Origin of the sequence: Natronomonas amylolytica (assembly GCF_037031205.1) — an archaeon.
Classification (GTDB): Archaea; Halobacteriota; Halobacteria; order Halobacteriales; family Haloarculaceae; genus Natronomonas; species Natronomonas amylolytica.
This window is the reverse complement of sequence record NZ_JAYEZM010000012.1, coordinates 73,813-94,698: the sequence shown is the minus strand read 5'-3', so window position 1 is coordinate 94,698 and position 20,886 is coordinate 73,813. Positions and strand designations below refer to the sequence as shown.

The 20,886-nt window shown below is 67.9% G+C and carries 25 protein-coding genes and 1 pseudogene; 14 read left to right on the top strand and 12 right to left on the bottom strand.

Annotated features, from left to right (window positions below; genetic code table 11):
- Positions 1 to 114 (top strand): annotated as a pseudogene (locus U5914_RS15720) (IS6 family transposase); the annotation flags it as partial.
- Positions 115 to 452: 338 nt separating this feature from the next.
- On the opposite strand, the gene U5914_RS15715 reads toward U5914_RS15720, so the two are convergent.
- The 4 genes from U5914_RS15715 to U5914_RS15700 all read right to left on the bottom strand — a co-directional run bounded on the left by U5914_RS15715 (position 453) and on the right by U5914_RS15700 (position 3,409).
- Positions 453 to 1,004, bottom strand: a complete 552-nt coding sequence (locus U5914_RS15715) for a hypothetical protein (protein WP_336136691.1) — start codon at positions 1,002 to 1,004, stop codon at positions 453 to 455.
- Between the two features lie 84 nt (positions 1,005 to 1,088).
- Entirely contained in the window at positions 1,089 to 2,264 is a 1,176-nt protein-coding gene (locus U5914_RS15710) for a hypothetical protein (protein WP_336136690.1), read from the bottom strand.
- Positions 2,265 to 2,284: 20 nt separating this feature from the next.
- Entirely contained in the window at positions 2,285 to 2,695 is a 411-nt protein-coding gene (locus U5914_RS15705) for a MoaD/ThiS family protein (RefSeq protein ID WP_336136689.1), read from the bottom strand.
- A gap of 69 nt (positions 2,696 to 2,764) precedes the next feature.
- The gene (locus U5914_RS15700) at positions 2,765 to 3,409 is read right to left on the bottom strand and encodes a helix-turn-helix domain-containing protein (RefSeq protein WP_336136688.1); all 645 of its coding nucleotides are present in this window, start codon (positions 3,407 to 3,409) and stop codon (positions 2,765 to 2,767) included.
- A 192-nt stretch (positions 3,410 to 3,601) separates the two neighbouring features.
- Here U5914_RS15700 and U5914_RS15695 point away from each other — a divergent pair, with 192 nt between their 5' ends.
- Both U5914_RS15695 and U5914_RS15690 read left to right on the top strand, forming a co-directional pair.
- Positions 3,602 to 3,985 (top strand): helix-turn-helix domain-containing protein, encoded by a 384-nt coding sequence (locus U5914_RS15695; protein ID WP_336136687.1) that lies wholly within the window; start codon positions 3,602 to 3,604, stop codon positions 3,983 to 3,985.
- Positions 3,986 to 4,221: 236 nt separating this feature from the next.
- On the top strand, positions 4,222 to 4,359 hold the full coding sequence (locus U5914_RS15690; RefSeq protein ID WP_418766784.1) for a DUF7560 family zinc ribbon protein: 138 nt from the start codon (positions 4,222 to 4,224) through the stop codon (positions 4,357 to 4,359).
- On the opposite strand, the gene U5914_RS15685 is transcribed toward U5914_RS15690, so the two are convergent.
- The 7 genes from U5914_RS15685 to nosZ are packed head-to-tail and all read right to left on the bottom strand — an operon-like array spanning position 4,356 to position 11,248.
- Positions 4,356 to 4,808 (bottom strand): pyridoxamine 5'-phosphate oxidase family protein, encoded by a 453-nt coding sequence (locus U5914_RS15685; protein WP_336136685.1) that lies wholly within the window; start codon positions 4,806 to 4,808, stop codon positions 4,356 to 4,358. The genes U5914_RS15690 and U5914_RS15685 overlap by 4 nt on opposite strands.
- Positions 4,809 to 4,832: 24 nt before the next feature.
- The gene (locus U5914_RS15680) at positions 4,833 to 5,471 is read right to left on the bottom strand and encodes a nitrous oxide reductase accessory protein NosL (protein ID WP_336136684.1); all 639 of its coding nucleotides are present in this window, start codon (positions 5,469 to 5,471) and stop codon (positions 4,833 to 4,835) included.
- A 32-nt stretch (positions 5,472 to 5,503) separates the two neighbouring features.
- Complete coding sequence (locus U5914_RS15675; protein ID WP_336136683.1) at positions 5,504 to 6,409, bottom strand: ABC transporter permease; 906 nt, start codon at positions 6,407 to 6,409, stop codon at positions 5,504 to 5,506.
- Entirely contained in the window at positions 6,406 to 7,311 is a 906-nt protein-coding gene (locus U5914_RS15670) for an ABC transporter ATP-binding protein (RefSeq protein WP_336136682.1), read from the bottom strand. Before U5914_RS15670 ends, U5914_RS15675 begins: the two co-directional genes overlap by 4 nt.
- A complete protein-coding gene (nosD, locus tag U5914_RS15665) occupies positions 7,295 to 8,677 on the bottom strand; it encodes a nitrous oxide reductase family maturation protein NosD (protein ID WP_336136681.1) in 1,383 nt (460 codons plus the stop codon). Before nosD ends, U5914_RS15670 begins: the two co-directional genes overlap by 17 nt.
- 2 nt (positions 8,678 to 8,679) lie before the next feature.
- Positions 8,680 to 9,402: a hypothetical protein gene (locus U5914_RS15660; RefSeq protein ID WP_336136680.1), complete on the bottom strand. Its 723-nt coding sequence runs from the start codon at positions 9,400 to 9,402 to the stop codon at positions 8,680 to 8,682.
- 4 nt (positions 9,403 to 9,406) lie between these two features.
- Entirely contained in the window at positions 9,407 to 11,248 is a 1,842-nt protein-coding gene (gene nosZ, locus U5914_RS15655; protein WP_418766783.1) for a TAT-dependent nitrous-oxide reductase, read from the bottom strand.
- 324 nt (positions 11,249 to 11,572) lie between these two features.
- On the opposite strand from nosZ, the gene U5914_RS15650 reads away from it, so the two are divergent.
- From U5914_RS15650 to U5914_RS15640, 3 genes are read left to right on the top strand one after another with little or no spacing between them, the layout of a single operon-like run.
- A complete protein-coding gene (locus tag U5914_RS15650; protein WP_336136678.1) occupies positions 11,573 to 12,235 on the top strand; it encodes a helix-turn-helix domain-containing protein in 663 nt (220 codons plus the stop codon).
- 41 nt (positions 12,236 to 12,276) lie between these two features.
- Entirely contained in the window at positions 12,277 to 12,609 is a 333-nt protein-coding gene (locus U5914_RS15645; RefSeq protein WP_336136677.1) for a hypothetical protein, read from the top strand.
- A 2-nt stretch (positions 12,610 to 12,611) separates the two neighbouring features.
- Positions 12,612 to 12,845, top strand: coding sequence for a DUF2249 domain-containing protein (locus U5914_RS15640; RefSeq protein ID WP_336136676.1), 234 nt, complete (start codon positions 12,612 to 12,614; stop codon positions 12,843 to 12,845).
- A gap of 31 nt (positions 12,846 to 12,876) precedes the next feature.
- On the opposite strand, the gene U5914_RS15635 is transcribed toward U5914_RS15640, so the two are convergent.
- Positions 12,877 to 13,176, bottom strand: a complete 300-nt coding sequence (locus U5914_RS15635) for a DUF2249 domain-containing protein (protein ID WP_336136675.1) — start codon at positions 13,174 to 13,176, stop codon at positions 12,877 to 12,879.
- Between the two features lie 141 nt (positions 13,177 to 13,317).
- On the opposite strand from U5914_RS15635, the gene U5914_RS15630 reads away from it, so the two are divergent.
- From U5914_RS15630 to U5914_RS15595, 8 genes are all read left to right on the top strand, one after another.
- A complete protein-coding gene (locus tag U5914_RS15630) occupies positions 13,318 to 14,445 on the top strand; it encodes a radical SAM protein (protein WP_336136674.1) in 1,128 nt (375 codons plus the stop codon).
- Between the two features lie 91 nt (positions 14,446 to 14,536).
- Positions 14,537 to 14,848: an Htur_1727 family rSAM-partnered candidate RiPP gene (locus U5914_RS15625; protein WP_336136673.1), complete on the top strand. Its 312-nt coding sequence runs from the start codon at positions 14,537 to 14,539 to the stop codon at positions 14,846 to 14,848.
- On the top strand, positions 14,848 to 16,053 hold the full coding sequence (locus tag U5914_RS15620; protein ID WP_336136672.1) for a TIGR04347 family pseudo-SAM/SPASM protein: 1,206 nt from the start codon (positions 14,848 to 14,850) through the stop codon (positions 16,051 to 16,053). The genes U5914_RS15625 and U5914_RS15620 overlap by 1 nt, the downstream gene beginning before the upstream one ends.
- A gap of 98 nt (positions 16,054 to 16,151) precedes the next feature.
- Positions 16,152 to 16,583 (top strand): universal stress protein, encoded by a 432-nt coding sequence (locus U5914_RS15615; RefSeq protein WP_336136671.1) that lies wholly within the window; start codon positions 16,152 to 16,154, stop codon positions 16,581 to 16,583.
- A 265-nt stretch (positions 16,584 to 16,848) separates the two neighbouring features.
- Positions 16,849 to 18,105, top strand: coding sequence for a 4Fe-4S ferredoxin N-terminal domain-containing protein (locus U5914_RS15610; protein WP_336136670.1), 1,257 nt, complete (start codon positions 16,849 to 16,851; stop codon positions 18,103 to 18,105).
- Positions 18,102 to 19,430, top strand: coding sequence for an NrfD/PsrC family molybdoenzyme membrane anchor subunit (gene nrfD / locus U5914_RS15605; RefSeq protein WP_336136669.1), 1,329 nt, complete (start codon positions 18,102 to 18,104; stop codon positions 19,428 to 19,430). The genes U5914_RS15610 and nrfD overlap by 4 nt, the downstream gene beginning before the upstream one ends.
- 1 nt (position 19,431) lies before the next feature.
- The gene (locus tag U5914_RS15600; protein WP_336136668.1) at positions 19,432 to 19,662 is read left to right on the top strand and encodes a hypothetical protein; all 231 of its coding nucleotides are present in this window, start codon (positions 19,432 to 19,434) and stop codon (positions 19,660 to 19,662) included.
- A gap of 53 nt (positions 19,663 to 19,715) precedes the next feature.
- Positions 19,716 to 20,807, top strand: a complete 1,092-nt coding sequence (locus tag U5914_RS15595) for an Mrp/NBP35 family ATP-binding protein (RefSeq protein ID WP_336136667.1) — start codon at positions 19,716 to 19,718, stop codon at positions 20,805 to 20,807.
- Positions 20,808 to 20,886 lie beyond the last annotated feature (79 nt).

The window sequence follows — 20,886 nt, the reverse complement described above, 5'->3', positions numbered from 1 at the left end:
TTTAGAGAAGTAAAACGGCGTACCTCTTCGTTTTCAAATACGTTCAGCCACGTGAAGCCGACGACCGCAGAATCGTGGCTTCAAGCCTTCGCCGTCTGGTGGAATCATGCTTAACTTAACACGACGCAACGCAGTCGCCGATGCGACCGCCGCCGTCGGCGAATGTGCTGTCGGGGCGGCCCTAAAATATGAGCCATCATCTTGAACTTCGTGCGTCGAAACCGTTCGAATGGCCGATTCCACGACACCACGGTCGTTGCCCGCGACCCCACACCTACGGACCGTTGTCGTCTGTTACCGGTCATCGCCAATACAGGTCGGCGATGCCGGTACATCGTTACGACGGTCCGTACGAAGGTCCCCAATGGGACGGTCGGTGTACGACCGACGTCTGGCCTCTGACATCCGGTCGCGGTGGTCCACCGACAGTGGAATCGGCCGGTTTCACGCGGTCAGCCGCCGCCTTCTTCACCGTCCCGCTTCCGCCGGAGCGCGCTGGTCGCCACCCGCAACCGCTCGATGTCGGCGTCCATCGGCCCGCGCAACGCGATGCGGAGCGTCCGCTCCGGCGTCCACTCGACGACCCGCCGTTCGAAGGTCGCACGGTCGAGGCCGAACCGCTCGCGGACGACCCGGTCGGGGGCCGACTCGTCCGCTTCGGGCGCCGCCCCAGCAGCTTCGACCCACTCCTCGACGGTGTCGTTCCACGCCTTCCGGTCCATCCCCGCGTACCGTTCGGCCTCCTCGGGGTTTTCGAGTCCCTCGGGGGCCTGCTCGGCGACGAAATATCCCCAGAGGTCCTCGCGGAGGTGGTGGTCGACCAGCCGACGGAGTTGGGCGATGCGCTCTTCGGGGGCGTCGCGGTCGGCCGGCGGGTCGACTCCGAGGGCGTCGTAGTGGTCCTGTATCGCCTCGTGAAGGTCCCGCTCCATCCCCGCCAGCGCGGCGGCGACCGCACCCACCTGCTCGCTGTCGGCCGGGTCCAGCGCGTCCGTGAGGTTCATCTATCGGAGCGCGGGCCGCCACGGAGTTAAGCCATCGGCCCGTGGGTGACGAGTCAGCGAGTTGCCGCCCATCGCGCCATCGAGTCAGTGCCGTGACCGAAGCACGGCCACCACGACGAGCGCGTGCAGGACCGCACCGACGAGCGCCAGCCAGCGCCCGAGGGTGACGAGGATGTCGCTACCGCCGAGCAGGCCGCCGGCTTCGAGGAGGACGCCGACGGCAAGGGCGCCGACGGCGGCCGTCGCGGTTCGGTCGTCGAGACCCGAAACTCCGGCGACGGCGGGCGGATAGAACTGATAACTGACGCCGACGATGGCCAAGCCGAGAAAGCCAAGCAGCGCGAGGCGGGCGTGGGCGTCGGCTATCGCCGGGTCGATGCCCGTGATGGCCATCGTGAGGCCGAGCGTGGCGACGCCGACGCCGAAGGCGACCGCGAGCAGGAACGTGTTCAGCCCGAGGCGGCGCCGGTCGCTCCGATAGAAGACATCGGCGTAGGCGACGGCGAAGCCGAGGAGCGCGACCGACTGCAGCGTGCCGCCCAGCAGGAACGTCGTTCCCCCGCCGAAGTCGGTGGCCAGCAGGAGGGGCCCGATGGCGCCAGCCGGCAAGACTACGGCGGCAAGGCGAGTTCGTGGCGGAACCGTGAGAAAGCGCGGGAGCAGTCGGAACCCGAGCGCGAAGACGAGCAGCGCCGCGGTCCCGACCGCGAGCAGGTGAGTCACCGGCGGGCCGGCGGTCGGAAGCGGCGTCGGGACGCCGAGGAGGGCGGCGACCGGCAGGGCCGCCCCGGTCAAGAGGTACGCGAAGACGACGGGGACGAAGCCGTTGGCGAGGCGGTCGGTCCCGCGGTACTGGGCCTTCGAATCGGCGGTCCCCGTCTCGCTGCCGAGGGGGTTGTCCCGGACGCTCCAGAGGAGGGTGCCGACGAAGACGCCACAGCCGAGGGCCCACGCTGCCGCGCCGACCGCCCACAGGTCGACGAAACCAGCCGTATCCAGCGCCATGGCGGCCGTTCCGCCGGCCGCCAGCGGGAGGTGGACCAGCGGCGCCTTCGGGAACGCCAGCGGCCGGTCGAAGTACGACGGCACGAGCGCGTAGGCCTTCCCGAAGACCATGTGCAGCACGAAGCCGTAGAGACCGAGGAGGACGGCGACCCGTCGGCCGCCCCCGAGGACGACCGCGGCCTGCCAGCAGACGAGCCACGCGAGGCTGGTGACGACGAAGAAGCGCGCTCCGCGGGAGACCGTGGCGGCCGACATGACCTACGGGACAAACGCGCTCAACAACAAAACATGAAGGGGTACATGAGCGCGACCCGGTCTCCCTCTCGAAGCTCGGTGTCGAGGCCGTCGAGGTGCTCGTTGAACCGGCCGTTGACGGCGACGCGGGCGAACGCGCGGGTCTGTTCGCCCTCCGGGTTCTTCGCCCAGTCGCCGGCGGCCTCGACCTCGTCGGGGACCCACCCGTGGGCGGTCGCTTCCTCCTCCGTATCGGCGATGAGCATGTCGGCGACGTCGTACTCCTCGAAGAAGGCATCGAGGAACGCCCGGAGCGTCGTTCCCTCGAAGGTGTACGAGAAGCGATGCTCGCCCACCTCACGGCGGACGTGGCCGGTACAGCGAACGTCGACCGTCGTTTCGGAACGGGTTCCGACGGCCTCTTCGGCGACACGCGATTCGTCCGTACTCATGGGTCCATGTACGGGCCCTCCCCGGAAACGCCCAGTCCCGAACATGTTCGGCTTCACGGTGGCCGCGCGTCACGAGTCGAGGATGGCGTCCAGCAGTTTCGACTGGGCGGCCGCGAGGTGTTCCGAAAAGGTCGACCGCGAGATGTCGAGTTCGTCGGCCACCTCGCCGGCGTTGGCGGTTCGCGGATGCTCGAAGTAGCCCATCCGGTGGGCCGTCTCCAGCACCTCCCGCTGGCGGTCGGTCAGGTCGCCGCGGTCGAGGAAGACGAGGTTGTCGTCGGGGCGGTCGTGTTCCGAGCGGAGCAGCCGCTGGACGTCGACGGTCGGATACCGCTCCTGAAGCGAGCCGATGACCTCCTGTAACTCCGCCATGCCCGCCGCGTGGAACACGAGATAGAGCATGCCGTCCCGCGTGCGGATGTCGACGACCGGGGTGTCGAACGTCTCGACGGCCTCGCAGGGACAGCCACGGCCCAACTCCCGCGAGAAGCGGTAGACCTTCTTGTCGCCGTAATCGAACACCTTCGACAACTCGACGTCCGCCTCGGGGTCGTCGGCTTCGAGCATGAACTCCACGGTGACCCGGTCGGGGGCGTCGGGGGAGACGCTCCGGGTGACGGAGTAGACCGGCGCGTCCGCGGTGGCCGACGCCTGCACGACCGGACAGGTCCCGTCGGCGTCGACCTTCACCTCCGCTCGAATCCCCGCTGGCATGACCCACACCTCGTCGCCGGAGCCCCCTAAGCCTGTCTGCCGAGTCCACTCCCGACTCCCGGCGCGGTCGGCGCAGGCGGGCGACAGAGAGCCGCCCGAGACGGCGGCGAACGGCCCGCTTCCGGGATTGCTTATAAACACCCCGCATACTGAGGGTGCCAATTCCCCACCCTCCAGCTATATCTATCGTATATGACGAGCGGCCTATCACAACTGTGCAAGGGCGAATCCGGCGGTCGGCTCGGCGACTCCGGAGCCATCGACTGCGAACGCGTCTTCACGGCGCTCGAGGACCCCGACTGCCGAAAGCTACTGGAGGCGACCGACGACGAGGCCCTGACCGCACAGGAGCTCACGAACCGCTGTGACATCCCCCGGTCGACGACCTACCGGAAGGTCGAGTTGCTGACCGACGCCGGGCTCCTCGAAGAGCGGGTCCGCCTCCGCGCGGACGGCAAGCACGCAAGCGAGTACCAGCGCACCTTCGACGGGCTCGTCGTCTCGATGGACGCCGGGGAACTGGAGGTCGACATAGAGGTCGACGCCGGCGGCCCGTCGCCGATCGGAGCCGACTGAGATGGCACGTTCCGAGCGGTGTTCGGACCGTCCCGAAACGATGCTCACCGGGGCTCACGAGTGAGTCCGGGAACACGTATGAGGACACCTATATGGATGGGCCGACACCGCGCTCATATACCGACAATCGGCGGCGGGCGACCACTGTCCGTCGCCAGCGGGCGACCACTGTCCGTCGCCGGCAGGCGACCCACCGACGACCGAACAGGAGCTGAAACACCGTGACGACCCAATACATGTTCACCTGCCCCGAATGCGGCCAAGAGATCGAGGTCAACGCCTCCATGCGAGAGGCCATCCTCTCGAGTGGCTGTCCAGTCTGTACCGGTTCGGTCGAGGACGAGTCCTTCGAGAGGATCGAAGCGGAAGCTTAGAAATCGCGGTCGACCTCGATGAGCCGGCCGCTCAACGAGTCCGGTCGTAGCCGATACAGTTCGATGTCGAGGTCCCCCTTCTGCTCCGGCCAGATTTCGAAGAGCGGTCGCTTCGCCTCGCCGTACTGCTGGATCTCCTCGACCGACAGTTCGCCGGGGTCGATCTCCTCCAGCGGTCCGATGGCGATGACGCTCCGATAGACGTCGTCGACCTCGTCGTAGATGACGAGGCGGGCCTGTGGCTCGGAGGCCAGGAACTCCCGTTTCTCGCTGTCGGGCGTCGAGACGAGGCGCATGTAGAACTCGCGAGCGTCGGCGTCGAAGCCGTAGGAGATGGGAATCGCGTACGGCGCGTCCTCGCGAGCGAGCGCGAGCACCCCCGTTTCCTGTCGACCGAGGAACGCCGCGGTCTCCTCCTCGGTCATCTCCGTACGCCGGTCGATTGGCATATCTGACTACTAACGTCGGCCCACTTATGTACGTTTATTTAGAGTCACGCCCGGATTCCCGCGAGGAAAGCAGTATCGGCTATCGCTCGATGATTCGGACGGAGCAAACCGGCAGGGACAGCAGTGGACTACCCGACGAGGTCGGGCGTCACCTCGGCGACCACGCGGCCGCTCTCGGCGTCGACGAAGGCCTCGGCGCCGCTCCGCCGAGAAAAGGGCAGGAAAATCCGCTCCCATCGCACCCTGAACGCCGCTGTCGACGACGAAGACGACCTCGGCGGCCTCGGCGAAGGTGTCGGCGGCGACCGACCCCGTGATGTACCGGTCGCCGTCACGGGTTTCGAGTTCGTAGTCGACCGTCGAGTAGTCGGTGACGTAGGTCACCAGAGCGTCGGTACCGCGGTCGGCCTGTGCGAACCGGTCGGCGTACAGTTCGCGGACGCTGTCGTAGTGGGCGGGGCCCTCGCGGTCCGGCGGGTAGTCGCCGTCGTAGGCCACCTGCCCGTTCGGGCCGTATCCCTCCGCGATGACCATGCCACAGACGTCGCAGGTCCGGCCGTCGTCGAGGGCTATCGGGTCCGGCGTCTCAGCGGGCGTTTCCTCGCCGCCGCCGAGACAGCCGGCGAGGGCGACCGCCCCGAGGCCGGCCGTATCGCGGAGCACCCGACGCCGGGAAAGCCCGTGGTCGCACACGGTCAGACCCTCCGGCGGCGGACGAGGACGGCCGCCGCGGCGACCGGGACGACACACCACGCGACGAGCGAGGCGACCAGCAGGCCCGTCGAGAGGCTGGTCGTCGCCAGCGCGGCGGTGAAGCCGCTGCCGGCGGTGGTGCCGAGCTGGCCCAACACCAGCACGCGGAAGACGCTCGCCGGGTTCGCGAGGACGAAGCCGGTCAGGACCGTCCCCGGCAGGTCGAAGGCGGCGACGACGCCCAGCGCGAGCAGGTCGTGGACGAGGACGAACCACACCCACACCAGAAGCGCGAGGCCGAGGGCGTGGGTCTTCTCGCGGGCGACCGTCGACACCAAAAGCGACAGCGCGAGGAAGGCCGCGCCGACCGCGACCGCCCCGCCGAGGAACGCGAGGAACGACGCCCAGTAGGTGACGCCGAACTCCCGAAGCAGGAGGAAGCCGACGAAGCCGAAGCCGAGCACCGTCGCGCCCGCGAGGACGGCGAGTCGACCGAGATAGGTCCCCACGACGACCCGCGCCCGGGAGACGGGCAGCGAGAAGACGACCTCGAGCCAGCCCTCCTCGTCGCGGCCGACGACGGCGTCGTAGCCGAACGCCAGCGCCGCCAGCGGGACGAGGTAGACGGCGAGGCTGGTGAGGCTGGCGACGACCCGCTCCATGCCCTCCGGGCCGACCGCCGACCCGCTGAAGGTCGCCAGCATGGACCCGAAGAGGACGAACAGGCCGGCCAGCGCCAGCGCCCAGCGGCTCCGCATCGCGAGTCGGTACTCGGTGTGGGCGACCGTCACGACCTGCCGGAGCGACCGTCGCTCGCCGCCGTCGGCGACCAGTTCGTGACCGCTAGCGTAGCCGCCGTCCGGGCGGGCCGCATCCGCTTCGGTATCCGTGGAAGCGTCGTCAGTCATGCGTTCACCTCCCCGAGCGCGTCGTGGAAAGCGGTGTCGAGTCCCTCGCGGTCGACGGTCACGTCCGCGAGGTCGATGTCCTCGGTCGCCGAAAAGAGGTCCGGAACCGCCTCGACGGGACACCGAACCGTCACGGTGCCGTTCGTCGCCGAGGCAGTGCCGACCTCGCCGCCGGCCGCAACGAGGTCCGAAACGCGGTCGGCGCTGGCCGGTCGGAGGCGAACCGTCACGTCCTCGGTGTCGACGAGGTCGTCGACGGCCCCTGAGGCGAGCACGCGGCCGGAGTCGAGGATGGCGACGCGGTCGCAGAGCCGCTCGATCTCCGAGAGGACGTGCGACGAGAGGACGACCGTCGCGCCGGTCTCGGTCCGCACGCGGTCGATTATCTCGTGGAACTCGGCGACGCCGCGGGGGTCGAGGCCGGCGGTCGGCTCGTCGAGGACCAGCACCGACGGCCGGGGCAAAACGGCGGCCGCGAGGCCGAGTCGGCGCCGCATGCCGTTGGAGTACCCGGAGACGGCGCGGTCGGCGTCGGAAACGTCGAGGCCGACCATCTTGATGGCCTCGGCGATGCGACCGTCCCGTGGGAGCCCGCGCATCCGCGCGTGGAAGTTCAGTATCTCGCGGCCGGAAAGCGCCGGCGGGAAGCCGACCCGCTCGGGGAGATAGCCGACCTGCTCGCGGATTCGGAGGCCGGCGTCGGCCACCTCGCGGTCGCCGACGGTCAGCCGGCCCGAATCGGGCCGGTCGTGGCCGACCAGCAGTTTGAACAGGGTCGTCTTGCCGGCGCCGTTCGTCCCGAGGACGCCGAACGTCGACCCCGCGGGTATCTCCAGGGACAGCCCATCGAGGGCCGTCACCGAACCGTACTCCTTGCGGACGTCGTTAGCTGTTATCTGCATATTTCCTCCAGTCGTCGTGGTGTGGTTCGGCCAGCGGTCGCTGGTCGACGATGCCGGGCGCCTCGACGACCGGGAAGGAGCTCTCGGCCAGCCGGACCGCATCGAAGGCGGGGCTGTCGGCGAAGACTGCCACCTGCGGGTTCTCGGTTTCGAGGTACTCGACCAGCCCCGCGGGCCGGTGGCGGACCTCGCTTTGGCCGTCGGAATCGAGGTCGACGGTCTGGGCGCCCGACCAATAGTTGCCGCGGTCGGTGCCGTTCCAGACCTCGAGTTCCTGTGTCGTCGTCGTGACGGCATCGGTGTTGCTGATGAAACTGTTGGCGACGACCTCCAGGCCCTCGCTTTCGGCGGTGGTGTGCATGCCGACGTCGTTGCGCAACAGCAGGTTCTCGACGATACTGCTGTCCTGCGTGTTGTAGACGTAGAGGCCGTTGGCGTTCTCCATGAGGGCGTTGCCTCGGACCTCGGAGCGTTCGATGTCCTTCAGCAGGATGCCGTGGCCGCTGGTGCCGTCGTTGCGGGCCGCCGTGTTGTTGACGACGGTGAGTTCGTCGCTGACCATCAGCGCGTAGCCGACGTCGTTGTCGACCGCGAGGTTGTCCTCCAGGCGGTTGTTATCGGAGTACATGTAGTGGACGCCGTAGCGGTTGTCCCACATGGTGTTGTCCGTCGTCACGACGCCCTGTGCCCACGAGTAGTAGATGCCGTCGCGGACGTCGGTTATCTCGTTGCCGTGTATGACGGTATCCTCGGTCTCCCAGAGGTTGATGCCGTTGCCGCGGTCGGTGCGCCGCTCGATGTCCTCGCGTCCCTCGATGCGGCTGTCGGCGACCGTCACCTCGTCGGCGCCGTCGACCCAGACGCCGAAGGTGATTCCGGAGAGATAGAGGTCCTGCAGGGTCGCGCCGGTGGCGTTCTCGTCGAGGAAGACGCCCGCGTGCTCGGCGCCGGCGTCGTAGCCGGAGTTCCGAACCCACAGACCGTCGAGCGTGACGTTCTCCCCGCGGACGAGGACGACGTTGCCCTCGCCGCCGCCGTCGATGGCGGCGCCGGCCTCGCCGGCCCGGACGGTCACGTCGCTTTCGTTGATGGTCAGGTTCTCGTCGAACCGGCCTTCGAGGACGACCGTCTCGCCGGGGTCGGCGGCGTCGACCGCCGCCCCTGCGCTCTCGAAGGTCTCGCCGTCGACCGTCGCGGTGGTCTCGTCGGGCACCTCGGGCGCGTCGTACGCGCGGTCGGTATCGAGGTCGAAGCCCTCCTCGGCCTCCGCCTCGGGGGCCGCGACGACGAACGGCGCCGTCGCCGCCACGACGAGCATGCCGACGACCGCGAGCAGGAAGCCGAGTTCGACGGCGCGACCGCTCATGGTTACCTCCCCCGCACGCGACCGCGGATGCGTTCGATTCCGTCCGTACCGTTCCGAAGCTCGCCGAGCATGGCCGGCACGTCACCGAAGGTCGCCTCGCTGTTGCGGAACACGTAGGCGACGACGAGCAGGCCGACCGCGACGACCGTCAGGTAGCCGCCGGGGCCGAACCACGCGAAGCCGCTGATGTTGGCGACCTCGTAGCCGCCAAGAATCGGTGGCGTGAACTCCTCGACGCCGCGAAGCGGCGCGTTCGGGTCGAGCGTGTGGCCGGCCTGATAGAGCCGGAACTGAATCCACGCGAACATGCCCATGAAGAGGGCGATGGTGCCGGCCAGCATGCCGGTCAGCCCGAGCTTCAGCTTCCGGACGGTCGGCGCCAGCGAGACGAAGACCCCCAGCGCCGCCAGGACGACGAAGACGACCGGTCCGAGTATCCACTCGGGCGTCTTGATCGACCCGTCGTCGAGCGGGAAGTTCGGGTCGATATAGACGGGGTCGGGGTAGTAGAACCCGACGTACTTGTTGAGCGAGTGGATTTCGGTGTAGTCGCCGCCCAATCGGGGGTAGGCGTACAGCTTTATCACGAGTTCCTGTCCAGGGTACTGCGGTGCGGTGAGCGTGATGCGCCACATCGGCACGGCTAACGCGAGGAGCAACAGCCCCGCGGCGATGAGGGGCAGCCCCCGTCGGAGTTGCGCGAATCGGGCGAGCGACTTTCTCATACTATCAGTCCTCCGGCTGGACGATCAGCCGCGAGCGCATTTCGAGGTGGAGTGCGCTGCAGAAGAACCCACAGTACATCCAGTAGACCCCGGGCTCGTCGGCCTCGAAGGTGACCTTCGTGGTCTCCTGCGGCGCCATCTTGATGTTGATGTCGTGTTCGGGGATGACGAGCGAGTGCAGGATGTCGCTGGTCTGCTCGATGTTGGTCACCTGCATCTCGACGGTGTCGCCCTCCTGGACCGTAATCTCCGAGAAGCCGAACTCGTTGCGCATCGAGTACATCTTCACCTCGACGCGGTCGTCGGCGACCCGCTCCATCGACGACTCGCCGGAGGCGGTAAACTCGAGGTCGATGTCCTCGGGGTCGTAGGTGCTGGCGGGCTCGATCTTGTCGGCCTGAACGATGGACGCGTCGTGCGGCTCGGCGTACGACGGCTTGTCCTTGACCAGTTCCATCCCGTTCTCGTCGTCGCCGATGTAGATGAGCTGGTCGTTCTCGGGGTGCATCGGCCCGACCGGGAGGAACCGGTCCTTCGAGAGCTTGTTCAGCGAGATGAGCCAGTCGCCCTCGGGGTCGGCGGTGTAGGATTCGGAGGCGATGAGGTGGCCGGGGTTGTAGTGGACGTCGATCTTCTCGACGACCGGGTCCTCGGAGTTCAGGTCGGCCTCGACGGCCGCCTCGATGTCCCACTTGACGACCTGCGAGTCGATGAACAGCGTCGTGTAGGCGTGGCCGCGGCCGTCGTAGGCGGTGTGGAGCGGGCCCATGCCGAGGCGCGGACGGCCGACGATGGCCTCCTCGGGGTCGTCGACCTCGTCGAGGGCGGCGATGTCGATGACGGTGGCCGTCGGGTCGAGTTTGCCGCTCGCGATGGCGTATTTGTTGTCCGGCGTGACGCTGACCCCGTGGGGGCTCTTCGGCGTCGGGATGTACTTCACGATGGGCTCGTCGCCCTGATTGAGCGAACTGTCCTGTCGCCCGTCGACGACCGGCACCTCGTTGATGGTCTCGTAGTTGCCGGCCTCGACGGCCGCCTCGATGGCGGGGATGTTGAACGCCTTCACCATGTCGCGGTCCGAGCGGGTCATCTCCGCCTGCGTGACGCCGCCTTCGCTGTTGTAGCCGGTGGTGAAGAACCACTTACCCTCCTTGCCGCCGTCGCCGTTGTCCATGTTGCCGTCGACCAGCACCTCCCACTCGACGTTCATCGTCTCGGGGTTGATGGCGGCGAAGACCGAACCGTACTCGTCGGGGTCGGCGGCGTGGGTGCCGTCGTTCTCCAGCGGGACGCGGAACTCGCCGACGCCGATGACGTACTTCGTGTCCGGGAGGACACAACAGGCGCCGTGGGTCCCCTGCTGGTTCGGGATGTTACAGATGGCGTCCGTCTCGAAGTACTTCAGGTCGATACGGGCCATCCGGCCGTTGGCCTTGTCGTTGACGAAGGCCCAGCGGCCGTCGTAATCGTTGTCCGTCTGGCTGACGCGCGGGTGGTGGGTGTCACCCCACGTGTAGCCGCCCGCCTCCTCGAGCATCTCGCGGCTCTTGTCGTCGTAGCCGTACCCGCGTGCGCTCTCGTGGTTGAACACGGGGATTTTCATTATCTCCCGCATCGACGGCAACCCGAGAACGCGGATGTCCCCGGAGTGGCCGCCGCTGAGGAAGGCGTAGTAGTCGTCGAGTTCGCCCGGCGGGACGTGGGCGTCGGGGGCTCCGTTGGTGGTCTGGCCGCCCGAGTTGTCGTTGAGCATGCCAGTACACCCGGCAAGCCCCCCGAGCGCCCCGGCGACTGCGCCGGCCTTCATGAAGTCACGGCGCTCCATGCCGAGGCTGGGGAGCAGCATCTCTCTGTCGCGGTCGGGGTGCGAATCGTCGTGGTCGTCCGCGGTGGACGACGTTTGGGTCTGGTCTGCGGTCATTGTCTTGGGGTTGGGGTGGTCGCCAGCGGTGCTACACTCGGTGGTAACGGCCCCACCCATATACCCGGTCAAGGCAAGTCTCGAGCCGTGAGAATGACGCGAACATGTTCGCCCAGTTCCGTTATGTACCCGTCTGAGAGCGTGTGAAACCGATAGTGTGGGGGTCGAGACCCGACCGGTCGAGGCCCCGATTCCCACCGGCTGGGAACGGCCAGTCGACCTTATGCCGCTGGAAAACGAGATACGAGTATGCCGCTGGTTCAGCTCAGCATCGAGCTGCCCGAACGAACGTGGGTCTACGACGTCACGGCCGACCACCCGGAGGCGACGGTCCGGGTCCTCGCCGGGATGCCCGACGACGAGGTCGGCTTCGCCCTGCTGGAGGTCACGGCACCGGACGTCGAGGCCGTCCTCCGGTCGATGGCGGCCCACGACCTTCTGACCGACATCGAACCGCTCCAGTTGAGCGAGGGGCGAGCCATCGTCCAGATAGAGACGACGGCCCCGCTGTTGTTGCTCTCCGCGCAGGCCTCGGGCATCCCCATCGAGCCCCCGGTCGTCATCCGTGAGGGCGTCGCGGACGTGGAGTTGCGGACCTCCAACGACCGGCTGTCGTCGCTCGGCGAGGAACTCGACCGGTTCGGCTTCACGTACACCGTCGAGTCGATATACGACGCCGCCGACCCCGAGCGCCTGCTGTCGGACCGACAGCGCGAGTTGATACTGGCCGCCGTCGAGGAGGGGTATTACGACACGCCGCGCTGCTGTTCGCTGACGGAATTGGCCGACCGGCTCGATATCGCGAAATCGACCTGCAGCGAGACGCTCCACCGCGCGGAGAGCATCATCGTCCGCCGCTTCGTCGACAAACACCTCAACGAGAAGCCGCCGAAGCTCGCCGCCCGAACATAATCGGGAGAACGGACAGGACCCTCCGCGGGCGAGACCCACACATGCCAGCCGCGGCACCCGAACGCGTCGTCGACGTCCGACCGCTGGACGACCCGCCGTTCGAGGCGATACTCGCGTCGCTGGGCGATTTCGCGGACGCGCCCGTCGTCGTCCACAGCGCGGAGCCGACCACGCTCTACGAGACCGTCGACGAGCGTGGCCTGTCCGCTCGGACGACGCGACGCGGCGGCGACTGGCACGTCCGCATCACGGCCCGCGACTGTGGCCGGACGGCCGACCGGGACGACCGACGGAGCCGACCCGACGGCCGCACCGTAACCCGGCGCACCCGCATCGAATCGATAGCCGACCTCGCGAACCCCGAACTCCTGTAATCATGTCCGAAACCACACTCGACGTCCGAGACGTACCGCCGGTCGAACGCCACCCGAAGATTCACGACGCCTTCGACGACCTCGACGCCGGCGAGGCGCTCCGCATCGTCAACGATCACGACCCGAAGCCCCTCTACTACGAGTTCGAAGCCGAAGTCGAGAGCTTCGACGCCGACGGCTACGAGGTCGAAAAAGAGGCGGAAGGACGGTTCGTCGCCACGTTCCCGAAGCAGTAGCGGCCGACCGTCGGATAGCGGTCGAGACTCCTTACCGCCAGATAGCCGTCAGCACGCCGTCGTCGACCGTCTCGGTCCGATACTCGAAGCCCCTGTCGTCGAGTTTCGGATAGAGGAACTTCGGTTCCCGGTCGTTCAACTGGACCAGCACCGTCTCCTCGTCGAGGTCCGCCACCCGTTCGAGCGTCTCCTGTAACGGCTCGGGCGGTGGGAGCTCGCGAGCGTCCAGCGGGTCGATAGAGCGGTCCTCGGCGAGGTCGAGTTCGCGTCGCCACGTCGCTTCGGGGTACTGCGTCTCGTCCTCGGACGCATCGGTGGTCGAGCGGGACATGTTCGAAAAGAGGCCGCACACGGCCCAGTTCCTTCCGCCGAACGTGTTCGGGGATGGGCACTCGTGGTGCCGAATCGAAGCCACGCGCATGTGTCGACACACGGTCCAGTCCGCCGAGCACAGCGCCGAGGTCGGGTGCCGATGACGGCCTCGAAACCGCCGATTTCGCCGTCGGCCATCGACACCGACGAGCGGCCGTTCGTCCTCGTCTGGGAGGTGACACAGGCCTGCGAACTCGCCTGCGACCACTGCCGGGCCGACGCCCAACCGGGACGGCACCCCGACGAACTGACGACCGCGGAGGGCAAGCAGTTGCTCGAGGAGGCCGCCACCTTCGGCGACGGGCAACTGGTCGTCCTCTCGGGCGGCGACCCGCTGGTCCGCGAGGACCTTGTCGAACTCGTCGACTACGGCACCGACCTCGGCCTCCGGATGACGCTCACGCCGAGCGGCACCGAGTCGCTGACGCCGGAGGTACTGGAGGACCTGAAAGCCGCCGGCCTCCAGCGGATGGCGCTCAGCATCGACGGCCCCGAGACCGTCCACGACGAGTTCCGCGGCGAGGCGGGGAGCTTCCAGCAGACGGTCGACGCGGCCGTCGCCGCGCGCGAACTCGGCCTGCCGGTCCAGATAAACACCACCGTCTGCGAGACGACGGCGGACACGCTGCCCGCCGTCCGCGACCTCGTCGCCGACCTCGGCGCCGTGTTGTGGTCCGTCTTCTTCCTCGTGCCCGTCGGCCGGGGGCGGCTACTGGACAACGTCACGCCCCAGCGCGCCGAGAGCGTCCTCGAATGGCTCGACGAGGTGTCGGCGGAGGCGCCCTTCGGCGTGAAGACGACCGAGGCGCCCCACTATCGCCGGGTGTCGCTCCAGCGGAACGGCGACCCGACCGCGGCACCCGACGACGATTCCATCGGCCGTCGCGGCGGCATCATCGCCGGCGACGGCTTCGCCTTCGTCTCCCATACGGGCGAGGTGTACCCCTCCGGGTTCCTGCCGGAACCCGCCGGCAACGTCCGCGATGAGAGCGTCGTCGACATCTATCAGGAGGCGCAGCTCTTCGAGCGGCTTCGGGACCGCGACGAGTTGCAGGGGAAATGCGGGGTCTGCGAGTTCCGGGGCGTCTGCGGCGGCAGTCGCTCCCGGGCCTACGCCGCGACCGGCGACCCGCTGGGAAGCGACCCGCTCTGTGACTACTATCCGGAGGGGTACGACCCGGCGGACGACGCCGGACCGGCCGTCAGAACCGACGGCGGCCCGCGATAGGCGCGGTTCCCGCCGACCTCGACGGCCGCTCCTTATCGGGTCGAACATCTTCGGGGGAGGGTATTTGTCGGCGTGGGCGTCGGGATACGGTATGAGCAACCGCGTCGAGCGAGCCGTGCGGAACCGGGTCGACGTCGATAACCGCGCGCCGGCGAGTCGCGAGTGGGAAGTGTTCGTCCGCGAGGAGTTCGACTCCCCCCTCCAGCACGTCGGCAGCGTCCGGGCGCCGGACGACGATGCCGCCTACGAACTCGCGACCAAGCTCTTCGCGTGGTTCGCCGATGACCTGTGGGTCTGTCCGGCCGATTCGGTGAGCCGCTATACCACCCACGACCTGGCCGACGATGCGGAGACGAAGGAACCCCCGGCCGGCGACGAACCGCGGAACCGGGAGTGGTCCTGATGATCTCGGTCAGCACGCTGCTGTGTGACCACGCCGCGGGCGGCAACCGCCTCCGCTACGACGTCGACACGGGCGGGACCGACCCCGTCTCGACGGAACCCCAGCGAAAGCCCGTCGTCGTCTGGAACACGACGAACCGCTGTAACCTGAAGTGCGTCCACTGCTATGCGGGCGCGAAATCGACGCCGGAGCAGGGCGAACTGTCGACCGTCGAGGCCAAACGCCTCCTCACGCAACTGGCCGACTACGGCGTCCCCGTCGTCCTCTTTTCGGGCGGCGAACCGCTGGTCCGCGAGGACCTCACCGAACTCGTCGCCCACGCCGCCGAGTCGGGCATCCGGCCCGTGCTGTCGACCAACGGGACGCTCCTGACGGCCGAACGGGCGCGGGAACTGAAGGCGGCCGGCCTCGCCTACGCCGGCATCTCCGTCGACGGCCTCGCCGACCGCAACGACGAGTTCCGGGGCGTCGACGGCGCCTTCGAGGCCGCCGTCGAGGGCATCGAGACCTGTCTGGACGTCGGCCTGAAGACGGGACTCCGCTACACCGTCACCGGCCAGAACGTCGAGGACCTGCCGGGCGTCGTCGACCTCCTGCGCGATATCGGCCTCGACCGCTTCTGCTTCTACCACCTCGCCTACAGCGGCCGTGGCGCCGACCTCAGCGACATCGACCTCAGCGACGACCAGCGCCGGTCGGTCGTCCGCTACATCTGCGACCGGACCGTCTCGGCCCACGAGCGCGGCGACGACATGGAGACGCTACTGGTCGGCAACTACGCCGACGCCGCCTATCTCGTCGAGTACGCCCGCGAGGAGTTCGGCGATGAGGCCGCCCAGCGGGTGTACGACCGCCTCGAACGCAACGGCGGGGACCCGACCGGCGAGCGCGTCGCCGCCGTCGACTGTCTCGGCAACGTCCACCTCACGCAGTTCTGGCGCTCCTACAGCCTCGGCAACGTCCGGGACCGCCCCTTCGGCGCCATCTGGGAGGACGAATCGAACCCCCTGCTGTCGGCGCTTCGGGACCGCCCCGAAACCCTCGACGGGAAATGTGCCGACTGCCAATATAAGGCGGTCTGCCGCGGCGGTTCGCGGTTGCGCGCGCTGGCGTCCGGCGAGGGCCTCTTCTCGCCCGACCCGACGTGCTATCTCACCGACGAGGAACGCGCCCGCGGGGCGCCGATGGAGACGCCTGCTGACTAGGGGCCCCGGAACCCCTCGCCCTCTTTTAAATATCCCCACGTTCCCGCGAGTCGGGATTCACGTATCGAGTTTTGAGTATCGGCGGGTAAGGGACGGGTATGTACGACGACGTGCTCTTTCCGACCGACGGCAGCGGCGACGCGAACCGGGCGCTCGAACACGCCCTCGAATTGGCCGAGGGGTTCGGAGCGACCCTCCACGTCGTGTTCGTGACGACCGTTACCGACGCCGAGGCGAGCGAGAGCGACGGCGAAAGCCGGGTGCGGGAACAGCAGAAGGGCCGCGGCGAGTCCGCGCTGGTAGCCATCGACGACGCCGCCACCGAGTACGGCCTCGACGTGACGACGGCGATACGGGAGGGCGACCCCCGCGAGGAACTGCTCGCCTACGCCGAGGCGGCGTCTGTCGACGTCATCGTCATGGGCACCCACGGACAGGACGGCGACGAGCGCGACCGCCAGTTGCTGGGCGGCGTCACCGACTACGTGGTTCGAACGAGCGACGTGCCCGTGATGACCGTCAGCCCGTAGCCGACGCCCGCCGTGTTCTCCCTTCTTCCGAAGATGTTCGGCAGTTCTCCCAGAACCTGAGATTCTGAGCCGTATTCATTCCATAACCGTCAGAAGCAGTAATGAGGCGAGCCATGAGTAGAGGACACATCCCGCGTGGACGGCCGGCGGCCGGGGCTGTCCACGGACGGAATCGAGGAGTGACGCATCTCCGCACGCGTATCGGCGCGGACGTACCGGACGGGACGCCGACCGTGACGGCGCCCGGCGCCGGGGAGGCCCGACCATGAGCGCACCCGGGCCGGTCGATTTCGACGACGAGTGGGAGACCCGCATGGAGCGTCGGCTCGACGAGACCGACGCCGATTCGGACCTCGGCCTCGAGATGGCCAAGGACGCCCAGCGCGTCGTCGCCGGCGAGATGAGCGACGCGGAGTTCTACGAGAAGTACCACGAGGCCGTCCTCGAGGAGTTCGGTGCCGACGACCGCGAACTACCCGAACTGGAGGACCTCGACGCCGAGGCCCTCGGCGACGCGAGCGATGACGGTGACGGCGGCCTTCAGGAGTCGCTGGCGTCGCTGGTCGACGGCGACGCCTCCCGCCGCGAGGTTATGAAGAAGGGCGGCGCCGCGGCGGCGCTGCTGTCGCTCGGCCTCGGTACCGGCGCCGGCGACGACACGGCCGCGGCGGCCGGCGCCAACGGCGGCGACGGCGAGGGCACCCGCTGGGGGATGACGATAAACCTCAACAACTGCGACGGCTGTCTGGCCTGCATGACGGCCTGCCAGCAGGAACACGGCCTCTCGCGGGGCGCCAACTGGATGTACGTCTTCACCTACGAGGACGAGAATCAGGGCGACGAGAACTTCCTCGTTCGGCCCTGCCAGCACTGCACCGACTCGCCGTGTACGAAGGTGTGTCCGGTCGGCGCCCGCCACACCCGCGAGGAGGACGGCCTCGTGCTGACCGACTACGACATCTGCATCGGCTGTCGGTACTGCGAGGTCTCCTGTCCCTACGGCGTCAACTACTTCCAGTGGGGAGAACCCGACGTGCCGGACTCGGAAATTGACGACGACCACCAGATCGACGACCGGGGCCGGTGGGTCGGCGCCCGGCCGCCGAAGGGCGTCATGGGCAAGTGTACCTTCTGTGTCGACCGGCAGGACGGTCAGATGGGCGAGGAGAAGGTCGGGACGACGGCCTGCGAGGAGGCGTGTGCGATGGACGCCATCCACTTCGGCGACCTCAACGACCCCGAAAGCGCCCCGAACCAGCATCTTCGGGAGTACCGCGATTCGCAGGAGAACGACCTCGAGACGTGGAAGAACCGGAAGGAACACACCGTCTCCACCTTCGAGTTGATGGAGGAACGCGGAACCAACCCGAACGTCCAGTACATCGGCAACGAGCCCTCGCCGCACGCCGAGCAGGTCGAGGGGCCGGTCACCTACGAGGACGCCGGCCTCGTCGACAACCGCAAGGAGGAGGTGCTGGATAACGGCGCGATGGCCAACGAGGAGGGGTGGGAAGAGGCATGAGCACCGACACCTCCGACATCGGCCCGGACACCCTCGTCCGGCCGATACAGTCCCGCTCGAAGGGCTACCTCGCGTTGCTGGTCGCCGCACTCGCGGCCATCGGCGTCTGGCTGGCCTTCTACATCCACCAGCTCCAGCAGGGCCTCATCGTCACGAACCTCGCCGACTGGGGCTCCGGCGGCGGCGTCCCGTGGGGGCTCTACATCGGCGCGTTCATCTGGTGGGTCGGCATCGCCCACGGCGGCATCATCCTCTCGGCGGCGGTCCGGCTCATCGGCCTGGACCGCTACCAGCCGGTCGCCCGGATGGCCGAACTGTTGACCATCGCGGCGCTGACGTGTGCCGGCCTCTACATCCTGATTCACGTCGGCCGGCCGGACCGGCTGGTCACGAGCGTCCTGCCGGCGTGGCCGTGGCGCGTCCACTGGTCGCCGCTGGTGTGGGACGTCACCGTCATCACCGCGTACTTCGTGCTGACGGCGACGTACCTGCTGTTGACCATCCGCTACGACATCCACCGACTCCGTGACCGCCTGCCGAACCGCTTCGAACCGATTTATAGGCTCCTGATGGTCGGCTACACCGAGAAGGAGGACGCCGTCGTCGAGCGGATGGTCTGGTGGCTCGCGTTCGCCATCATCATCATGGCGCCGCTGTTGCTGCACGGCGGCGTCATCCCGTGGCTGTTCGCGCTGCTGCCCTCGATGGCCGGCTGGGCCGGCGGCGTGCAGGGGCCATCCTTCCTCTCGATTGCGCTGACCTCGGCGGTCAGCGGCATCATCATCATCGCCGCCGCCTTCCGGTATGCCTACGGCTGGGAGGAGCTCATCCCCTACGACGTCTTCCGGGGACTGGCGACGTGGCTGGGCTTTTTCAGCCTCCTGTTCCTGTGGCTCCAACTCCAGCAGGTCATCACGGGCATCTTCGCGGCGCCGACGACGCTCCAGCACGCCACCGAGGTGAAGATAACGACGCCCATCTACTGGGCCGCCATCGGGCTGGTCGTCCTCGCGCTGCTGTACATCTTCGCCTCGGCGCTGAAGCCGTCGCTGTTCAGCATCCCGCGCATCGTCGGGATGTCCGTGCTGGTGCTGGCGGGCACGCTGGTCGAGAAGACGCTGTTCGTCGTCGAGGGGCTCCAGCACGCCCACTTCGCGCTATACGACGGCGTGCCGGGCCCCTACGTCCCCTCGCCGGTCGAGCTGTCGTCGGTGCTCGGGACCGTCGGCATCGTCGTGCTGTTCTTCCTCACCGTCTCGAAGGTGATTCCGGTGGTCGAACTGCACGCGATTCAGGACGAACACGAAACCGAGGAGGTGAACTGAGATGCTCCTACAGAGTGCGCCCTACACGCTCCCGCTGGTCGGCCCCGGCACGTACCTGATATTCGGTATCGTGCTGTTGCCGGTCTACATCATGCTGGCGGCGTGGTACGGCGGCGAGCCGAGCGACCGCTCGACGGCCCTGCTCGGCGTCGCCTATCTCGCCGGCCTGACGACAGTGCTGTGGGGCGGCCTGTTCGTGGCAACGATGGTCATCAAGTTCGCGTTCTTCTAGGGGTACCGCCCGCAGACCCCCCGCCTCCCGGCGGGTCACGCTTCCAACCACCAATGGCACTCACCGAAACCGAACTCACGGAACGACTCGCAACGGTCGAGGACCCGCTGAACGACGACGACATCGTCTCGATGGGGCTGGTCAACGACGTCTCCATCGAGGGCGAGACCGCCGAAATCTCGCTGGCGTTCAACACGCCCTACGCGCCGACGGAGATGGACATCGGCAACGAAATCCGCGACGTCGTCGAGGAGGCGGGACTGGACCACGACCTCCGGGCCCGCGCCGGCGAGGAGCAGGGCTTCGACGAGGAGGTCCTGCCCGGCGTCCGCAACGTCATCGCCGTCGCCTCCGGGAAGGGCGGCGTCGGCAAGACGACCGTCGCCGCCAACCTCGCAGCCGGCCTCAACGACCTCGGCGCGCGGGTCGGCATCCTCGATGCGGACGTCCACGGCCCGAACGTCCCGCGCATCCTGCCGACCGAGAACGAACCCGGCGTCACGCCGAACGACGAGATCGTCCCGCCGCGCTCCGATGGCGTGATGGTCATGAGCGCCGACCACATGATGCCCGACGGGGACGAACCCGCCGTCCTCCGGGGGCCGATGGTCAACAACGTGATGATGAAGTTCATCAACGAGGTCGAGTGGGGTCGACTCGATTACCTCGTCGTCGACCTGCCGCCGGGGACCGGCGACGCCTCGCTGAACCTCGTCCAGACGCTGCCGCTCGCGGGCGTCGTCATCGTCACGACGCCACAGGAGATGGCCGTCACGGACGCCCGGAAGGGCCTGCGCCTCTTCGAGAAACACGACGCGCCCGTCCTCGGCGTCGTCGAGAACATGAGCGCGTTCCAGTGTCCGAACTGCGACGACACCCACCGCGTGTTCGGTTCGGGCGGCGGCGAGTCGATTCACGACGATTACGACGTGCCCGTGCTCTCGGAGTTGCCGGTCCACCCCGACTTCGACAGCGAGGACCACGACGGCCCGACCGTCCGGGACGACGATAGCTCGGTCCAGTCCGAACTGCAGGACCTCGTGGATTCGGTCGCCGACCGCGTCGGCGAAGTGAACCGCCGGAAGGTCGCCGAGGACGCGGGTGACGACGACGGCGAGCGGGTGCCGGTCGAGGAAGCTACCTGAACACCCCCACGGCTGAAACCGTGGGGTTCCGCGCTACTCCACGCTGGAGCCAAGAGGGGCATGGAACGGTTCCCGCACC